This window comes from Exiguobacterium sp. s157, from assembly GCF_018618205.1.
Taxonomy (GTDB): domain Bacteria; phylum Bacillota; class Bacilli; order Exiguobacteriales; family Exiguobacteriaceae; genus Exiguobacterium; species Exiguobacterium chiriqhucha.
In genome coordinates this window covers 496727-515181 of the sequence record NZ_JACSLQ010000001.1, presented here as the reverse complement: position 1 = coordinate 515181, position 18455 = coordinate 496727, and the positions used below count along the sequence as shown (strand labels likewise).

19 protein-coding genes are annotated in these 18455 nt (G+C 52.3%); all 19 read right to left on the bottom strand.

Translation table 11 applies throughout. The features are described from left to right. Positions 1 to 12: 12 nt before the first annotated feature. Complete coding sequence (locus KNP67_RS02690) at positions 13 to 309, bottom strand: YlxQ family RNA-binding protein (RefSeq protein WP_021067159.1); 297 nt, start codon at positions 307 to 309, stop codon at positions 13 to 15. Further along, positions 306 to 584, bottom strand: coding sequence for an RNase P modulator RnpM (gene rnpM / locus KNP67_RS02685; protein ID WP_165569410.1), 279 nt, complete (start codon positions 582 to 584; stop codon positions 306 to 308). The genes KNP67_RS02690 and rnpM overlap by 4 nt, the downstream gene beginning before the upstream one ends. Beyond that, on the bottom strand, positions 581 to 1747 hold the full coding sequence (gene nusA / locus KNP67_RS02680; protein WP_114165576.1) for a transcription termination factor NusA: 1167 nt from the start codon (positions 1745 to 1747) through the stop codon (positions 581 to 583). Before nusA ends, rnpM begins: the two co-directional genes overlap by 4 nt. Before the next feature lie 12 nt (positions 1748 to 1759). Next, entirely contained in the window at positions 1760 to 2230 is a 471-nt protein-coding gene (gene rimP / locus KNP67_RS02675; RefSeq protein WP_021067156.1) for a ribosome maturation factor RimP, read from the bottom strand. A 119-nt stretch (positions 2231 to 2349) separates the two neighbouring features. After that, positions 2350 to 6642 (bottom strand): PolC-type DNA polymerase III, encoded by a 4293-nt coding sequence (locus KNP67_RS02670; protein ID WP_214755811.1) that lies wholly within the window; start codon positions 6640 to 6642, stop codon positions 2350 to 2352. Between the two features lie 75 nt (positions 6643 to 6717). Beyond that, complete coding sequence (locus KNP67_RS02665) at positions 6718 to 8418, bottom strand: proline--tRNA ligase (RefSeq protein ID WP_214755810.1); 1701 nt, start codon at positions 8416 to 8418, stop codon at positions 6718 to 6720. Positions 8419 to 8458: 40 nt separating this feature from the next. After that, on the bottom strand, positions 8459 to 9709 hold the full coding sequence (gene rseP, locus KNP67_RS02660; protein WP_214719417.1) for an RIP metalloprotease RseP: 1251 nt from the start codon (positions 9707 to 9709) through the stop codon (positions 8459 to 8461). A gap of 16 nt (positions 9710 to 9725) precedes the next feature. Continuing rightward, complete coding sequence (dxr, locus tag KNP67_RS02655) at positions 9726 to 10871, bottom strand: 1-deoxy-D-xylulose-5-phosphate reductoisomerase (protein WP_214755807.1); 1146 nt, start codon at positions 10869 to 10871, stop codon at positions 9726 to 9728. A 15-nt stretch (positions 10872 to 10886) separates the two neighbouring features. Beyond that, the gene (locus KNP67_RS02650; protein WP_031200184.1) at positions 10887 to 11684 is read right to left on the bottom strand and encodes a phosphatidate cytidylyltransferase; all 798 of its coding nucleotides are present in this window, start codon (positions 11682 to 11684) and stop codon (positions 10887 to 10889) included. Position 11685: 1 nt separating this feature from the next. Then, positions 11686 to 12423, bottom strand: a complete 738-nt coding sequence (locus KNP67_RS02645) for an undecaprenyl pyrophosphate synthase (RefSeq protein WP_021067150.1) — start codon at positions 12421 to 12423, stop codon at positions 11686 to 11688. A gap of 83 nt (positions 12424 to 12506) precedes the next feature. Then, on the bottom strand, positions 12507 to 13067 hold the full coding sequence (frr, locus tag KNP67_RS02640) for a ribosome recycling factor (protein ID WP_021067149.1): 561 nt from the start codon (positions 13065 to 13067) through the stop codon (positions 12507 to 12509). Further along, positions 13064 to 13789, bottom strand: a complete 726-nt coding sequence (gene pyrH / locus KNP67_RS02635) for a UMP kinase (RefSeq protein ID WP_021067148.1) — start codon at positions 13787 to 13789, stop codon at positions 13064 to 13066. The genes frr and pyrH overlap by 4 nt, the downstream gene beginning before the upstream one ends. Before the next feature lie 106 nt (positions 13790 to 13895). Further along, positions 13896 to 14777 (bottom strand): translation elongation factor Ts, encoded by an 882-nt coding sequence (gene tsf / locus KNP67_RS02630; RefSeq protein WP_214755805.1) that lies wholly within the window; start codon positions 14775 to 14777, stop codon positions 13896 to 13898. Between the two features lie 117 nt (positions 14778 to 14894). Further along, the gene (rpsB, locus tag KNP67_RS02625) at positions 14895 to 15635 is read right to left on the bottom strand and encodes a 30S ribosomal protein S2 (protein ID WP_021067146.1); all 741 of its coding nucleotides are present in this window, start codon (positions 15633 to 15635) and stop codon (positions 14895 to 14897) included. 152 nt (positions 15636 to 15787) lie between these two features. Next, positions 15788 to 16156 carry a hypothetical protein gene (locus tag KNP67_RS02620; RefSeq protein WP_214755804.1) on the bottom strand — a complete coding sequence of 123 codons (369 nt, stop codon included), beginning with the start codon at positions 16154 to 16156 and terminating at the stop codon, positions 15788 to 15790. Positions 16157 to 16169: 13 nt separating this feature from the next. Next, positions 16170 to 16940: a FliA/WhiG family RNA polymerase sigma factor gene (locus tag KNP67_RS02615; RefSeq protein ID WP_214755803.1), complete on the bottom strand. Its 771-nt coding sequence runs from the start codon at positions 16938 to 16940 to the stop codon at positions 16170 to 16172. 11 nt (positions 16941 to 16951) lie between these two features. Continuing rightward, on the bottom strand, positions 16952 to 17437 hold the full coding sequence (locus tag KNP67_RS02610) for a chemotaxis protein CheD (protein ID WP_021067143.1): 486 nt from the start codon (positions 17435 to 17437) through the stop codon (positions 16952 to 16954). Next, positions 17430 to 18029 (bottom strand): chemotaxis protein CheC, encoded by a 600-nt coding sequence (locus KNP67_RS02605; RefSeq protein WP_021067142.1) that lies wholly within the window; start codon positions 18027 to 18029, stop codon positions 17430 to 17432. The genes KNP67_RS02610 and KNP67_RS02605 overlap by 8 nt, the downstream gene beginning before the upstream one ends. After that, on the bottom strand, positions 18019 to 18450 hold the full coding sequence (locus KNP67_RS02600) for a chemotaxis protein CheW (RefSeq protein ID WP_029595691.1): 432 nt from the start codon (positions 18448 to 18450) through the stop codon (positions 18019 to 18021). Before KNP67_RS02600 ends, KNP67_RS02605 begins: the two co-directional genes overlap by 11 nt. Positions 18451 to 18455 lie beyond the last annotated feature (5 nt).

The following is an 18455-nucleotide window of genomic DNA, read 5'->3' as shown; positions in this document are numbered from 1 at the left end:
CTCCGTTAATAGTTAAGAGAGAAGTTGCTTAAGCTTGTTCGCAAATCCGGATTCTGTCACAGACACGACGACTCGCATGTCTTTACCTAAAGCAGCCCCGATCGTATATCGGTCGCTCACTTCAATCAATGGAACACCATACGATGTACACTTGTCGGTAACCCGTTTTCTCGTAGACGCTCCTGCATCTCCGGCAAGGATGACAAGCTTGGCTCGGCCAGCTCGCACATCCTTCAACACAAACTCTTCTCCCATCGTTACTTTCCTCGCACGTGCGGCAAGGCCTAACAATGATTCCCACTGACTCATGATTCAGCTCCTGTGACAGCTTGAAGCAGCTGCTCATAAAGCGCGTCACTCGTCTTGACTTTTAAATGATGATCGAGTGTCCGTTTTTTCTCTGCTAAACGAATCACATCCGCATCTTTCGACAAATACGCACCACGTCCGTTCAATTTACCGGACGTATCGATGACGACGTCACCTTCCGGCGTCCGAACGACACGAATCAACGCTTGTTTCGGTAACATTTCTTGCGTGACCACACATTTGCGCAAAGGAAGTTTCTTTTGCTTCATGGTCATTCCTCTTCTTTCACCGTTGTCGGCTCGAGGGCGACGTCAACCGAGTCAGTCTGTTCAACTTCATTGTGAACAATTTCTGGCTCCGGTTCAACTTTTTCGGCGTACGTATCATACAAGTCCATGCCTTCTGCATCGGTCTCGCTCTTGATATCAATTTTCCATCCCGTCAACTTAGCGGCAAGACGGGCGTTTTGACCGCGTTTCCCGATGGCGAGTGACAATTGATAGTCTGGCACGACGACCGTCGTCGATTTATTCGGTTCATTGACGTACACGTCAACGACTTGAGCCGGGCTGAGTGCGTTTTTCACGAACTCTTTCGGGTCGTTCGACCAACGTACGATATCGATTTTCTCACCGTTGAGCTCATCGACGATTGTTTGGACACGTTGCCCTTTCGGACCGACACAAGCGCCGACTGGATCGACGATGTCTGAATGAACAGCAATCTTCGAGCGATCACCCGCTTCGCGTGAGACCGACATGACGTCGACCGTTCCGCTCGCGATTTCTGGCACTTCGAGCTCGAACAGACGACGCAACAGACCTGGATGCGTCCGCGAGACTTGAATGGCTGCGCCAGACCCTTTCGTCGTCGAATCGACTTTTGTGACATACACCTTGATGCGGTCATGAATCTGGTACGATTCATTTGGCATCTGCTCGTTCGGTGTGAGCACCGCTTCGATATTGTTTTCAAGACCGATATACAAGTTGCGTGGGTCGAACCGTTCCACAATCCCCGTCATGATCTCGTCTTCTTTATCGACGAAGTGGTTATAGATGCGCTCGCGCTCGGCTTCCCGCATCTTTTGCGTGACGACTTGTTTGGCTGTCATCGCTGCGACGCGACCGAAGTCGCTCGGTGTGACTTCTTCTTTATGGAAGTCCCCTAACTCATAGTTCGGGTCAATCTCATGCGCTTCTTCGAGCGACAATTGTTGCTCGGGATGCGAGAGACGTTCAACGACTTCGAGAAGTGCGAAGACACGAATATCACCGGTCACTTGGTCGAATTCAACTTTTACGTTTTCATTCGGGTTGGCGACGTTTCGGCGGTATGCCGAAATGAGCGCCTGCTCAAGTGCATCGATGATAATCTCCTTCTCGATTCCTTTTTCGTTAGCAATCTGTTCGATTGTTGTGAGTAATTGTGGCCCCATCTTTACCTCTCCTTAACTAAACGTGACCGCTAGGCGGGCTTGTGCAATTTTGTCTACCGGTAGCGATATCGCTTTTTTTCTTGTCTTGATGCGTGTCTCGACGATGGCGGTCTCGCCGTCATATTCCGTCAAAATCCCTTCGAACTCTTTGGCACCTTCAATCGGGGCAAACGTCTTGATATAGACGTTCTTTCCAATCGCGCGTTCAAAGTCGGTCGGCTTCTTCAGCGGTCGTTCGGCACCGGGACTCGAGACGTCAAGATAATAGGCTTGTTCGATCGGATCGCTATCGTTTAGTTTTTCCGAGAGTTGTTCGTTGATGTTGACGCAATCATCTAAATCGACGCCCCCCGGCTTGTCGATATAGACGCGCAAGAACCAGTCTGGCCCTTCTTTCACGAATTCGACATCGACCAATTCCATGTTCTCACGCTCCACGATCGGCAACGCGATCGCTTCGACGACTTCTGTTATTTTGGACACTCTCATCCCTCCTTCTGGCTTTTACATACAAGAAAGGAGTAGGGTTCCCTACTCCTTTCCGTCGTAGTATCCAACATTGTTCGATACCAATATATCATATTTTCCCGGTTTTTCGCAACTTACACCCCAAAATCAAAGAACGAGAGTTGGTTCTCATCCGGGAGGCCTTCGAGACATTTCATCGTATCGAGCGTCTCGACGATCGTCTTCGACAACTTGGCCCGTTTGCGCAAGTCTTCTTTCGATAAAAACTGTCCTTCGGCACGTGCATCGACAATCGCTTTCGCCGCGTTCGTACCGAGACCATCGACGGCATTGAACGGCGGAATGAGCGTGTTCCCTTCAATCAAGAACTCGGTCGCGCTCGAACGGTACAAATCGATGTTCTGGAACTTCATGCCGCGCTCTAACATCTCGAGTGCGAGCTCGAGCACGGTGTGGAGGCCTTTGTCTTTCGCCGTGGCTTCAAATCCTTTTTCACGGATATCCGACATCGCTTTACGCACGGCCTGTGACCCTTTGATCATCGCCGACAAATCGAAGTCGCCGGCCCGGACCGTGAAGTACGTCGCGTAATACAGAATCGGATGATGCACTTTGAAGTAGGCAATCCGGACGGCCATGAGCACGTACGCCGTGGCGTGCGCTTTCGGGAACATATACTTGATCTTCTTACAAGACGAGATGTACCATTCCGGAACATCGTTGGCCCGCATCTCCGTCTCCATGTCTTCCGACAAGCCTTTCCCTTTCCGTACCGACTCCATGATTTTGAAGGCAAATGACGGTTCGAGGCCCGCATAAATCAAGTAGACCATGATGTCATCACGACACCCGATGACGTCTTTCAATTCACACGTCCCGTTATAGATGAGTTCGTTCGCGTTCCCAATCCAGACATCTGTCCCGTGAGACAGTCCCGAAATTTGAACGAGTTCGGAGAACGTCGACGGTTTCGTCTCTTCGAGCATCTGCCGGACGAACTTCGTCCCGAACTCTGGAATCCCTAGCGTACCCGTCTTCGATTCGATTTGTTCCGGCGTGACACCGAGTACTTCCGGCGACGAAAAGATTTTCATGACCGTCGGATCGTCCGTCGGAATCGTCTTCGGATCGATACCGGACAAGTCTTGGAGCATCCGGATGGCGGTCGGATCATCGTGACCGAGAATATCGAGTTTGAGCAAGTTGTCGTGAATCGAGTGGAAGTCGAAGTGGGTCGTCTTCCATTCGGACGACTTATCATCGGCCGGATATTGGATCGGCGAAATTTCGGCGATGTCCATATAATCTGGGACGACGATAATCCCCCCCGGGTGTTGCCCGGACGTCCGTTTGACGCCGGTGACACCCGAGACGAGACGGTCGACCTCGGCATTCCGATAAATCTTATCGTTCTCGGTCGCATAGCCTTTCACGTATCCGTACGCCGTCTTATCGGCAATCGTCCCAATTGTACCGGCACGATACACATACTCTTCACCGAACAACACTTTCGTGTAAGCGTGGGCGTGTGGTTGATATTCACCCGAGAAGTTCAAATCGATATCCGGTACTTTGTCCCCTTTGAAACCAAGGAACGTCTCGAACGGGATATCGTGCCCGTCCTTCGTATACCAAGTCCCACACTCCGGACATTGCTTGTCGGGAAGGTCATACCCGGACCCGACCGATCCGTCGTCGAAGAAGTGGGAATGTTGACACTTCGGACAGACGTAATGCGGTGGCAGCGGATTGACTTCGGTGATTTCGGTCATCGTCGCAACGAAACTCGATCCAACCGAACCACGTGACCCAACGAGATAGCCGTCATCGAGCGATTTCTTCACGAGTTTATGCGAGATTAAATAAATGACCGCAAACCCGTGACCGATAATCGACTTCAACTCTTTCTCGAGCCGAGCTTCGACGATTTCAGGCAGTTGTTCTCCATAAATCGAGCGGGCCATATCATAACTCATATTCCGGACTTCATCGTCGGCCCCTTCAATCTTCGGCGTATACAAGTCGTCCGGGATGATTTGAATCGACTCGATTTGATCGGCGATTGCGTTCGGGTTCGTGATGACGATTTCACGGGCGAGCTCGTCCCCGAGGAATTTGAAGTCCTCCATCATCTCTTTCGTCGTCCGGAAATGGGCGTGCGGCAGTTCTTTCCGCGTGTTGATGAAGTTGGCGCCACCTTGCGTCCGAATCAAAATCTCCCGATACGAGCGGTCCGTCCGGTCGAGATAGTGGACGTTGCCGGTCGCACAGACAGGCAGTCCGGCCTGATCAGCGACACGAATGATCCGTTTGATGATTTCACGTAACTCGAGTTCGTTGGCGACGATCTCTTTATCGATGAGATGCATATAGAGAGCCGGCGGATGAATCTCGATGAAATCGTAGAACGCCATCATCTTCTCCAGCTCTTCGTCCGACTTGTTCAAGGCGGCATCGAAAATCTCACCGTTGTCACATGCCGAACCGATCAAGAGGCCCTCACGCCGCTTGACAATCTCCGAGCGAGGCATGCGTGCCATGCGGAACAAGTAATCGATATGTGACAAGGAAATCAATTCGTATAAATGCCGGAGACCCGGTTTTTTCGTTTTCGCATAAATCGTAGCGTGGAACGGACGAATCTTCGAGACGTCGCTCCCGACTTTCGCGTTCAGTGAGCGATGCGTTTCCATCTCAAACATCTGTTTGGCGAGCTCGAGTAGCTTCATGAGCAAATACGCCGTCGCCTCGGCATCATAGATGGCGCGGTGATGTTGCGTCAACTCGATATCGAATCGCTTCGCGAGCGTGTTGAGACGGTGGTTCTTGAGTGTCGGTAAAATCGTCCGGGCGAGCTCGAGCGTGTCGATGACCGGATAGTCATCCGGCTCGTGCCCACCGCTCCGGAGTGTCGCCTCAAGGAAGCCCATGTCAAACGATGCGTTATGGGCGACGAGAATGCCGTCCCCGCACCAATCGACGAACTGCTTGGCGATGACTTCCGGATCGGGTTGGCCATGGACCATGTCATCGGTGATACCCGTCAGTTCGATCGTCGTGGCCGAGAGCGGATGCTTCGGATCGGCGAACGCCTCGAAGCGGTCGATAATCTCTCCGTCCTTGATTTTGACGCCCGCGAGCTCGATGATTTTATTGTAGACGGCCGAAAGTCCCGTCGTCTCGACGTCGAAGACGACGTACGTCGCATCGTCGAGCGGGACGTCGGTCGGATGATAAGCGACCGGTACGCCGTCATTGACGACGTTCGCCTCGACCCCGAACAGTACTTTAATGTCATTCTTTTTCCCGGCGTAATAGGCTTCTGGGAACGACTGGACACCGGCATGGTCCGTGATGGCGATGGCACGGTGGCCCCATTTCGCTGCTCGTGCGACCAGTGCCGACACGTTCGTGACCGCGTCCATCTGGCTCATCTGCGTGTGCGCGTGCAGTTCGACACGTTTCTCACCGGCCCATTCGTCCCGGACCGGTTCGACTTTCACTTCTTGCAGTTGTGACGCCATCATGCACAGTTCGCGCATGAAACTGTCATCCTCGACCCGACCGGCCGCTTGAATCCACATGCCTTTTTTGACGGCACTTAGCATACGGTCATCGTCATCATCGCGCGCGAACACTTTGACGATGAGTGAATCGGTATAGTCCGTCATCTTGAACGTGAACAGTTTCTTCCCGCTCTTCAGTTCTTTCCGTTCGGCCGAGAAGACGAGGCCACGGATGGCGACGCGTCGTTCTTCTTCGATAATCGTCTTGATTGGGACAATCTCGTCTTTAATCAAGGCACCCATCCGCACTTCAGTGACCGGCTCATCGTTCGTCTCGGTCGACTTGGCGAACTGCGCCGCGAGTGCGAGCTTCGCCTGTTCCAAATCTTCTTGGACGACTTGTTCGCGCAACGCTTGGTTCGCTTCTTCATTTTCTGAGAACAGCGCTTGGCATGGTTTTTTCATAAAGCCGTAGGCGCTGTAGAGCGCTTGGACTTCTTGGCATAGCTCTTTATCGACATAGTTCGCCTCAGGGGCCGAGCGCACCGGGATGAGTAATTTGTTCTGCTCGAAGCGCGGTGAGACCGATGCGAAATAACTGCGCATCGCGCCTGACACTTGACTCAGCTCACTGACGATCCGGGGCCAATAGTCGATATAGTCCTGTTCGCCCCCACCTGACGTCGTCGTGAACCGCGCGTACACCTCGTCCGCGAACGTCGCATAACGACTCTCGAGTCGGCTCATGAACAGTTGGTACACCTCATACGGCAACACGTGTTGTAATTGGAAATAAAACGTCCACGTCCGACGTTGCTTGTTGACGACGAGTCGTGATAACTCTGCTCCGTCGAACTGATCCGTTTCGGTCGTGATGCCGAGGTCACCCAAAAGCAATTGCATTTTTTGATTAGCTTCCACGGGTAAGAAGTCCCCCCTTTTATCATTCAATGTCGAAAAATGAAGGTGACGGCAAGAAACCGTCACCTTCATCGATCATTTGGCTTCGTTCAGTTGCGTCGTGATGACACGTGGCAACTCATCGACTGTCGTCTCGAGGACTTCGCCAGTGGCACGTACTTTCACTTCGACGATTCCTTCGCTCGCTTTTTTCCCGACGTTGATACGAATCGGAAGACCGATCAAATCAGCATCGGCAAACTTGACGCCAGCCCGTTCTTTACGGTCATCATACAACACATCGTACGTCGATGACAGCTCATCGTATAAACGGTTCGCGAGTTCGACTTGCGCCTCGTCTTTCGTGTTGATGGCAATCAAATGCACATCGAACGGAGCGACGCTCTTCGGCCAGACGATTCCGCGATCGTCATGATGTTGCTCGATGACGGCCGACAACGTCCGCGAGACGCCGATGCCGTAACAGCCCATGATGAGCGGTTCGGCCCGACCTTCTTCGTTCAAGAACGTCGCGCCCATCGCTTCTGAATAGCGCGTGCCGAGCTTGAACACTTGTCCGACTTCAATCCCGCGGGCGAAGCGGACCGGACCCGACTCGTCAGGTGCCATGTCGCCTTCGACGACGAAACGGAGGTCGTGATACGTCAAATGCGACAAGTCGCGTTCGGCGTTGACGTGCGTATAATGGGTGTTTGCCTCGTTAGCGCCACATACCGCGTCGACCAAATATTTGACGGCGTAATCAGCCACGACTTTGACCGGTGAATGAATCGGTCCGAGCGTGCCCGGCTCACAGCCGAACAAGTCGATAATCGTCGCTTCTTCTTCCATTTGGATGTCGAGTCCACCGAGGGCGTTCTTCACTTTGACGTCGTTCGCCTCGTGATCACCTCGAACGATCGCCATGACCGTCTCGCCATCGACGTTGAAGAGAACCGATTTGATCGTCGTCTTCGGATCGACGTTCAAGAAACGTGCCACATCTTCAATCGTCTTATTGTCCTTCGTGTCGACCTTGTCGAGTGCGAGCACGTCGGCCGCTTGCATGTCATAGCGGTCGAGCGTTTCCGCCATCTCGATGTTCGCCGCATACGTCGATGAATCCGTATATACGATCGTATCTTCACCGATTTCGGCGAGCGCTTGGAACTCGTGTGTATCTTTCCCACCAATGGCACCAGAATCGGCCACGACTGGACGATATTTCAAGCCGATGCGGTCAAAGATGTTCGAGTAGGCTTGATACATATTTTTGTATTCTTCGTCCAAGTCGTCTTGCGTCGCGTGGAACGAGTACGAGTCTTTCATCAAGAACTCACGACCCCGGAGCAATCCGAAACGCGGACGACGTTCGTCGCGATACTTCGTTTGAATCTGATACAAGTTGACCGGTAGCTTTTTATACGAATTGAGTTCATCGCGCACGATTGACGTAATGAGTTCCTCATGGGTCGCACCGAGTGCGAAACGACGGTCATGACGGTCCGTCAATCGCATCAATTCTGGACCATAAATGCCCCAGCGTCCCGTTTCTTCCCATAGTTCAGCCGGTTGAATTGCAGGCATGAGCAACTCTTGCGCTCCGGCCCGGTTCATCTCTTCGCGGATAATCGTTTGGATATTGTGTAATACGCGATGGCCGAGTGGGAGATATGAATAAATCCCAGCGGCGTTTTGGCGCATGAACCCCCCACGGACGAGTAGCTGATGGCTAATGGCTTCCGCATCGGCCGGCACTTCTCTTAATGTAGGCATGAACAGTCTCGATTGTTTCATAGGTATCAACGTTTCCCTTCTGTAACTCGATTGGATCAAATTATTTAAAGAATGATTGGATATCATTCCAGGTGACAATCAACATGAGCAGCATGAGCAAGGCGAACCCGATAAAGTGGACGAAGCCCTCCTTTTTCGGATCAATCGGCCGTCCGCGCACCGCTTCGAACAAGAGGAAGATGAGTCGTCCTCCATCGAGCGCCGGGAGCGGCAATAGGTTGAAGATGGCCAAGTTGACGGATAGAAGTGCCGTCCAGTTGAGGAGCATGATGAATCCGCTCGCTGCCACTTCGTCGGTCATACGGACGATTCCGACCGGACCGGCCAACTGATCGACACCGACCTGACCCGTCACCAAATCACCGACCGCGGAGAAGATGAGCGTCGACATCGTCCACGTCGTCTCGGCCCCGGTTGTAAAAGCTTTGGCCGGTGAACGTTCGAGCGCGTTCGTCACGCCTAAAATCCCGACCGTCTCCCCATTTTGTTCGACCGCTTGCGGCGTAATCGTCACCGTTTGCTCGACGTCGTCACGAATATACGTCACTTCGGTCGGCGTGTCGGCACGATCCGCCAATACCGTTCGCAAATCGAGCCAGTTGTCAATCGGTTGACCTTCGATTGAGACGATCTCGTCGCCTGCGACGAGTCCAGCTTGATCAGCGGCCGAGTCCGGTTGGACCGTACCGATTTGACCATCGTCCGTCGGTGTCCCTTGGACGAGACCGACGATGACGAGGAGGAGGAAGGCAAGGACGAAGTTCATCGCCGGACCGGCTGCAATCGCAAGCACCCGTTTCCAGACAGACTGGGCTCCGAACGTGCGGTCGTAAGGCGCGATTTGAATCTCCATGCCTTGGTCGACGAGAAGTGTGTCCCGCTCGAGCGAATAGACACGGACCTCATCATCGACGAGCAGTTGTACTTTCAATTCGCGGACCGAGTCAAACTTGTCGACCGTCCCGACGATATGAACGTCTTGGGCCTGGTCCGGTTGGAAATAGACGCGATCGACCGTCCCAGCACTCGTCAGACGCAATCCGACGTGTTGCCCAGCCTTCACTTCGATCGGCTCAAAATCTTCCCCGGCCATTTTGACATAACCGCCGATTGGCAATAGTCGAATCGTATACAGCGTCTCATTTTTTCGGAATGAGAGGATTTTCGGTCCAAACCCGATTGCAAATTCATGACAGAGAATCCCTGCCCGTTTCGCCATGACGAGGTGTCCCCATTCATGAACCGAAATGAGTACCCCAAACATCAAAACGATGGCGATAAAAGTCGTCATTGTCTATTCCCCACCTTCACTTTCCTTGCTGAATTTGTTCTCGAACCGCTCGGTCGATTTGAAGAATCTCCTCGAGCGTCGGTTCTGCAATTACCGTATGTGTCTCCATCGCTTGCTCGACGATGCGTTCGATATCGAGGAACGCGATCTCTCCGTTCAAGAACAGCTCGACGGCTGCCTCGTTGGCGGCATTGAGCACGGTCGGCATCGAACCGCCGGCACGCCCGGCCTCATAAGCGAGGCGTAACGCCGGATAACGTGTCAAATCGGCTTCCGCGAAGTGCAGCGTTCCGATTTCTCTCAAGTTTAACCGCTTGTTCCCTTCGATTTCAAGACGTTTCGGAGCCGATAACGCATAGAGAATCGGACCTCGCATATCGGGGTTCCCAAGTTGCGCCATGACAGCGGCATCTTTGAATTCGACCATCGAGTGGATGATCGACTCGCGATGGAGCACCACTTCAATATCATTATAATCGATATCGAACAACCAGTGCGCTTCGATGACTTCGAGTCCTTTATTGAACATCGTCGCCGAATCGATTGTGATTTTGGCCCCCATCGACCAGTTCGGGTGCGCCAGCGCCTCTGCGACCGTAACCCCTTCAAGCTCTTCCCGCGACTTGTCACGGAAACTTCCGCCTGAAGCCGTCAAGATGATTTTCGAGACGTCCTCGCGGCGTTCGCCGTTCAAGCATTGATAGATGGCCGAATGTTCGCTGTCGACCGGGAGCAGGCTAACACCGTGTTTTTTTACTGCCTCGGTGACAAGGTGTCCTGCCGTGACGAGCGTCTCTTTGTTCGCGAGCGCGATGTCTTTCCCCGCTTCGATGGCGGCAAGGGTCGGTTCAAGCCCGACGGCGCCGACGACTGCCGTCACGACGACATCGGCCCGTTCAGCGGTCGCACATGCAATCAACCCTTCCAGTCCGATGAAAAAGAGTGGTTCATATGTAAGGCGTGACTTGAGCTGTTCGAGTACCTCGATATTTTTAGCGGATACGTATTTTGGCCGTAGGCGATTGATCCATTCTTCCGCCACGTCTACGTTCGTTCCGAACGCATATGCCTCAAGTTCAAACAAGTCGGGGTGCTGTTCGATGACGTCGCATGTTTGTACGCCAATCGATCCAGTCGCCCCGATTAAGCTGATTCGCTTCATCTTGACACTCCTCTTTTATAACAAATTAAATACCCAAATGACGGTGAATACCGCGATCATACTATCAAACCGGTCTAAAATCCCACCGTGTCCCGGTAACAGATGACCGGAATCTTTCACATTATATTGACGCTTGTATGCTGATTGTACCAAATCACCGAGTTGACCGACGACTGATACGACGACCGCGAGCACCAATACTTCGAGAATCGGTAACACCGGCTCGATGAGTACGTAGACGATGCCGAGGACGATCGCCGACACGATGCCGCCGATTGCACCTTCAATCGTCTTATTCGGGCTGATAGACGGCCATAGTTTCGTCTTTCCGATTGCTTTCCCTGTGAAATAGGCTCCAGAATCGGTCGCCCAAATCATGAACAAGACGAGCAACACTTTGACGAGCCCGTCTTCTGACAAGCGGACGAGTGCGAAACTCGAGAACCCGATGACGAGATAGACGGCAGAGACGAAATAAAAGCTCGCATCTTCGTACGTGAACCGGTTTTTCGTGACGACCGTCCAGAACAAGAGGAGCATTAAACCGAGCACCATCCATTGCGTCGTCGACATCGGCAGTTCCTCGAGGACGAGCCGACGCTCGAGCAACATCAAGATGAACGGGAACGCCACGAGAAGTGACGTCACGAGAAACGGGAACGCCATCAATTTATGATTGCGCATCAACGTAAACTCGCTCAATCCGATTAAGGCGAGCACGCCCATCAAGATGACGAACGGGCTACCGCCTAAGGCAATCAACGTGACAAATATGGCGCCGGCCCAGAGACCGGTAATGATTCGTGTTTTCATGTCACACCCCGCCAAACCGGCGAGTCCGCGCATTGTACGCTTCAATCGCCTCGACGAAGTGATCCCGTTTGAACTCAGGCCACAACACGTCCGTGAAATGTAGTTCAGCGTAAGCCCCTTGCCAGAGCAAGAAGTTCGAGAGGCGCTGTTCCCCACTCGTGCGGATAATCAAATCAACGTCTTGCATGTTCGTCATGAGACGCTCACCAATCATGACGTCATCGATCTCGTCCGGTTGGATCGTACCGTGCGCCACATCACTCGCGATTTGTTTCATCGCTTGAACGAGTTCATCACGTCCGCCATAGTTGAGCGCAAAGACGAGATCGAGCCCCGTATTCGTCGCCGTCCGTGTCCGTGCCTCATCGACCGCTTCTCGCGTCCCGCGTGGCAGTTTTGTCACATCGCCTGCGACGAGCACGCGAACGTTCTGTTCATCCAATTCTTTTAAATCCGTCTCTAAAAATTGCTTCGGCAATTTCATCAAGAAGTTGACTTCTTCTTCAGGACGCGTCCAGTTCTCCGTCGAGAACGCATACAGCGTCAATGAACGGATGCCGAGTTCTTGGGCGGTGCGCACCGCTTCCCGGACCGACTTCATCCCTTCCCGGTGACCCATGATGCGAGGGAGCCCACGCTTCTTCGCCCAACGGCCGTTGCCGTCCATGATGATGGCGACGTGTTCGGGAATGCTCAGTTCCGCCTCGGTTTTTGTTTTAGGATTCACCCATTTAAACATACTCTATCCTCCTGATTGTATGAAAGAGGGACCCTCTCAGTAAAAGGGTCCCCACACAGCTTTTTGGTATACCACTTCCGTGATTACACTTCCATGATTTCTTTTTCTTTCGTCGCTGCAGATTCATCAATCTTTTTGATGTACGAATCCGTTAACGATTGAACGTCATCCGCGTAACCGCGAAGGTCGTCCTCAGTCAAGTCCCCATCTTTTTCAAGCTTCTTCAAGTTTTCATTCGCGTCACGACGAACGTTACGGACAGCTACTTTCGCTTCTTCCGCATATTTTTTCGTCACTTTCACGAGCTCTTTGCGGCGCTCTTCTGTCAAAGCTGGGATCGCGAGACGAATGACCGTCCCATCAGAAGACGGCGAGAGGCCGAGGTCTGCTTTTTGAATCGCTTTCTCGACATCTGACACCATCGATTTGTCCCATGGTTGAATCAAGAGTAGACGCGCTTCCGGAGTGTTGATGTTCGCCACTTGGTTGAGCGGAGTCGGTACGCCGTAGTAGTCGACTTGGACCGGGTCCAAGATTGACGCGCTCGCGCGTCCCGTACGAAGTGTCCCGAAATCACGTTTCAAGGCAGAATGGGCTTTCTCCATCTTTTCTTCAGCAGTTTTCAATACGTCATTAACACTCATGAATTGATTCCTCCTACTACCGTCCCGATATGTTCCCCGAGTACGACACGTTTGATGTTTCCTTCTTCAAGCAATGAGAATACAATCAGTGGGATATGGTTGTCCATACATAGTGATGTGGCTGTCGAATCCATCACTTGGAGTCCGTCTTTTAAGACGTCCAAGTACGTGAGCGTGTCGTATTTGACCGCATCCGGAACGAGTTTCGGATCCGCCGAATAGACACCATCGACGTTGTTTTTACCCATCAGGATGACGTCAGCTTCAATTTCCGCTGCGCGGAGTGCCGCTGTCGTATCTGTTGAGAAGTACGGGTTCCCCGTCCCTGCCGCGAAGATGACGACTCGACCTTTTTCAAGGTGACGCATCGCCCGACGACGGATGTACGGTTCAGCCACTTGGCGCATTTCGATTGAGGTTTGGACGCGCGTCTGGACACCGTTCGATTCAAGGCTATCTTGAAGTGCGAGCGAGTTCAATACCGTGGCAAGCATGCCCATATAATCGGCATTCGCCCGGTCCATGCCGAGTTCGCTGCCCGTCTTCCCGCGCCAGATGTTTCCGGCTCCGACGACGACGGCTACTTCGACGCCCAAGGCGACCAACTCTTTGATTTGTCCAGAGATCGAGTTGACGATGGCCGGGTCAATCCCGTACCCTTGATCTCCTGCGAGCGCTTCTCCACTCAATTTTAACACAATTCGCTTATATTTCGGTTCCATACTTTGCCTCCTCTTGCTTGAAAAAAGGGAACACGCTCCCTTAACGAACTAACTCAAGGTTATACAGACGTGTTCCCAATTTTGATTGCATCACGCGTGATGCAGATTATTTTTTAAGTTGGTTCATTACTTCTTCAGCAAAGTTTTCTTCGCGTTTTTCCATACCTTCTCCAACTTCGAAACGTACGAATGAGTTGACACGGCCGCCTTTAGACTCTACGTATTTCCCAACTTTGAAGTCAGCGTCTTTAACGAATGTTTGGTCGACGAGGCAGATTTCCTCGAAGTACTTGTTCATACGTCCCGCGATCATCTTCTCGACGATGTTGGCAGGCTTGCCTTCGTTGAGGGCTTGCTCAGTCAAGACTTTCTTCTCACGATCTGCTTCTTCAGCCGATACTTCGTCGCGTGTCGCGTAAAGTGGGCGTGCTGCTGCGACGTGCATAGCTACGTCTTTCGCAACTGTCTCGTCCGTTGTACCGTCGATGATGACGACCGAACCGATGCGTCCACCCATGTGAAGGTACGTGCCGAAGACTGCATCGTCAGCTTTTTGAAGAACAGCGATACGACGGAGTGAGATTTTCTCTCCGATTGTCGAAGCTTCTTCTTGGATGTGCGTCTCAAGTGTTTTACCTGCTACGAATTCAGAAGCAAGTGCCGCTTCTACTGAAGTCGCGCCTGAAGTGAGAACTGCATTCGCCACGTCAAAAACGAGTGTTTGGAACTTCTCGTTTTTCGCAACGAAATCTGTTTCTGAGTTAACTTCGACGAGCGCAGCTTTGTTGCCGTCAACCGCTACTGCCGTCAAACCTTCTGCTGCGATGCGGTCGCCTTTAGCTGCTGCTTTAGCGATCCCTTTTTCACGAAGGAAGTCGATTGCCGCTTGCATGTCACCATTTGTTTCAGTGAGTGCTTTTTTGCAATCGAGCATACCTGCGCCTGTTTTTTCACGAAGTTCTTTTACCATTGCTGCTGTAACTGCCATCGGAAATTCCTCCTTGTAAAACTTACGAATTTTTAAGAAAAAGCACTAAGGCTTTATATACGTGTCCTAAAAAAAGGTGATAAAAGGCTTTCCCTTTATCACCTGTTGTCTGACCGATTACTCAGCTTCTGTCGCTTCAGCTTCTGGAGCTACTGCTTCTTCAGCTACTTCTTCTTCGCCTTGCTTCGCTTCGATGATCGCGTCTGCCATCTTAGAAGTGAGCAATTTAACCGCACGAATCGCATCGTCGTTCGCTGGGATGACGTAGTCGATTTCGTCTGGGTCACAGTTTGTGTCGACAATCGCAACGATTGGGATGTTCAATTTGTGAGCTTCTGCAATCGCAATACGCTCTTTACGTGGGTCAACGATGAAGAGGGCATCAGGAACACCTGGCATGTCCTTGATTCCGCCGAGGAACTTCTCAAGACGTGTCATTTCTTTTTTCAAGATGATGACTTCTTTCTTAGGAAGTACTTCGAACGTACCGTCAGCTTCCATTTTCTCAAGCTGCTTCAAGCGGTTGATACGCTTTTTGATTGTTGAGAAGTTTGTGAGTGTTCCACCCAACCAACGCTCGTTGATGAAGTACATACCTGAACGGAGTGCTTCTTCTTTGATCGTGTCTTGAGCTTGTTTTTTCGTACCTACGAAGAGGACGTTTCCGCCTTCTGCCGCGAGTTCACGAACGAAGTTGTAAGCTTCGTCTACTTTTTTGACCGTTTTTTGAAGGTCGATGATGTAGATTCCGTTACGCTCCGTGAAGATGTATTTCGCCATTTTTGGGTTCCAACGGCGTGTCTGGTGACCGAAGTGTACACCAGCTTCGAGCAATTGCTTCATTGAGATTACTGCCATGATAAATTTCCTCCTTGTGGTTTAAAAAAGTCCTCCGCCTCGTTCATCGTTGTATTCCGACCTTTCGGCACCGAGGAATACCATCCCGAGACGTGTGTGATGTGTTTAACACCGAAAATTACTATAGCATATGTCAGCCAATCCGGCAACTCTCACTTTTTGCGAAGTTTGGCATAAAGGGCGACTTCTCCCTCACCTTTTCCGAGCAGTCGGGCCGTCTCTCGGACCGAATGGTTCAGTAAAACGTCCTCGACGTGCGGTGCCTGTTGGCGCTCACGGGACGACGGTGCCTCCATCGGCGAATCCTCAAATGCAGGTTCCACAGCCGATTCCTCGCTCGATGGCGCAGGGTGTTTCACGACATCGTTCATCGATTCCATGAACGACAACAGGAGGGCCTCGGTCTCACGCTTCTCCTGTTCGAGCCGCGTGACACGAGCCGTCAGCGCCTGGACTTGACGAAACAAAATCAACAGTCCGTACGCGACGATACAGGCGATTCCGATATAGACGACGGTCATCTCCATCCCTCCTTCACGATGTCTTTTCTTCTAAATAGGAACGTCCGAGCGCAAGCTTTAACGTCTTCAGCGCCTTGGAATGAATTTGTGAGATGCGGGACGTCGATAGTTTCAACACTTCACCGATCTCCGTCAACGTCAACTCGTCGAAATAGAATAACGACACGACGAGCCGTTCTTTCTCAGATAAATGCTCAATCTCGTTCGTCAACACATCGAGCAACTCGCGCTGCAGGAGCGTGTCTTCCGGTTTTTCGGAGTCGGGGTCAAAATACGTGACGGACATGACCTTGCCTTCCTCTTGAAGCGTCACCGCCTCATCGATTGACAACATGTTCGCAAAGTACCCTTCCGCCATCGCTTTCTCGATTTCTGAGACCGGCAGCTCGCACGCGTGCGCCAGTTCTTCTTTCGTCGGGGCCCGATGCAACTTCTGTTCGAGCTGTTCGGCGACGTGGTCAATCTTCTTCACCCGTTCACGCACCGATCGCGGCAACCAATCGATTTTCCGTAATCCGTCGATGATGGCGCCCCGAATCCGAAACGCCGCGTACGTGTCAAACTTGTTGTTGTGTTCTGGATCATATTTCATGAGGGCATCGTACAATCCCATGTAACCCAAACTTTTCAATTCGTCGCGTTCGACGCTCTTCGGGAGCGTCACGATCATTCGTTGCACGTGATAATGGATCAGGAACTCATAGTGCGTCAATAGTTCATTCGCCGTATCCATATCGCGGTCAGTATTCCAACGATCCCACAACTCGGTAAGTTGAGTCGTCATGTCGATCCCCCCTAAATTTCCTTTGTTCCTACGCTGACCGTTCGAATCGAGAGGACGCAAGTCGCCACATCAAATTCAATCGTCCGCCCATTATGTCCGCCACAGTCCTCGGCGATGAGCGGGATCCGGTGCGCTTTCAACGCATTGCGGACGGCCTCGGCATTTCGTTCACCGATGCGCATCGCCTCATTCTCATATTTGAATTGAAACATTTGGGCGCCGCCGGCCATCTTTGCTTGCAACCGACCGGCCCCGGCCCGTTTCAATGAAGCGACGAGAGCATCGATGGCCGTATCCGCATATTTCCCTACTTCAATCGTTTGATGTTTGCGGGCAATCGCCGAATCCGGCAACATGACGTGAGCCATCGCCGCGACTTGGAGCCGGACGTCGTACAGGATGACCCCGACACACGAACCGAGTCCGGCCGTCCGCAACTTGTTCGGCGCCGTCGTCTGCTTCCATTCCGCAATCCCAATTTTGAGTACTTCAGCCATGGCCCATCAACCGCTGCTTAATCCGTTCGAGCGAGCCATGCGTCGGTAGAAACAACACATGTCCGGCACTTACTTTTCCGTCGATGCGGAACGTCGTATCGATATAGAGCGCCGCATCTTCTTCGGGCTGGACCGATGTGACGACGAATTCGACGATCGAACCGGCCATGTCGACCGCTGTCGCCGGGACGTGAATCGGGATTGGTGTATTCAACCAATCGCCGAGCGCCCGGGCATATGCCCCGCTCATGATATTCCCAATCTCTTCCCATGCCGACTGACCGAGTTCATCGGCCGCTTGGAACGTGAACCCGCTCCCGATGAGTGATGAGACCATCATCTCGGCGTCGTCGACCGGAAATAAGATGAGGATCATGCCGCTGATGTCGCCTCCGAGCTCTAATAGCACGGATGCCACATGACGCTCAGGACCGCCGACCCGTTCCGGCAAATACGTGATCGGTTCCATCTCGGCCGAGGAGACGGTAATGTTGACCGGCTTGGCCAAGAGCGTCGACAATGCCGTCGCTGCGTGGCCTGATCCGATATTGCCAAGTTCTTTCAATAAATCTTGCTCGAACTCACTCAGCATGTTGTTCCTCGAACAACGCGTTGGCGTCGAGAAGCGAGAACAGTTTGTCCTCCCCTTTCGCAATCGCCGTCAAATGAGCCGACAACATGTCTCGACTCGATTCAGGAATCGGCTCGAGACGAACGTCCTCGCTTTCCACGACCTCGTTGGCGCGATCGACGATAAAACCGGCATCGCCTTGATTGAGCGAGGCGATTAAAATCCGAGTCTCGTCGGTCGGTTCAATCGCCTCATACCCGAGGCGGAGGCGAAGGTCGATGACAGGCGTGACGACACCGCGCAGATTGATGACGCCTTTGACGTGAGCCGGTGCGTTCGGGACGCGTGTGACCGGTTGTACCCGTTCAATCGAGCGGACCGACTGGACATCGATCCCGTATGTGTTCGTTCCCAGTGAAAAGACTACCCATTTTTGTTCCATCCTTC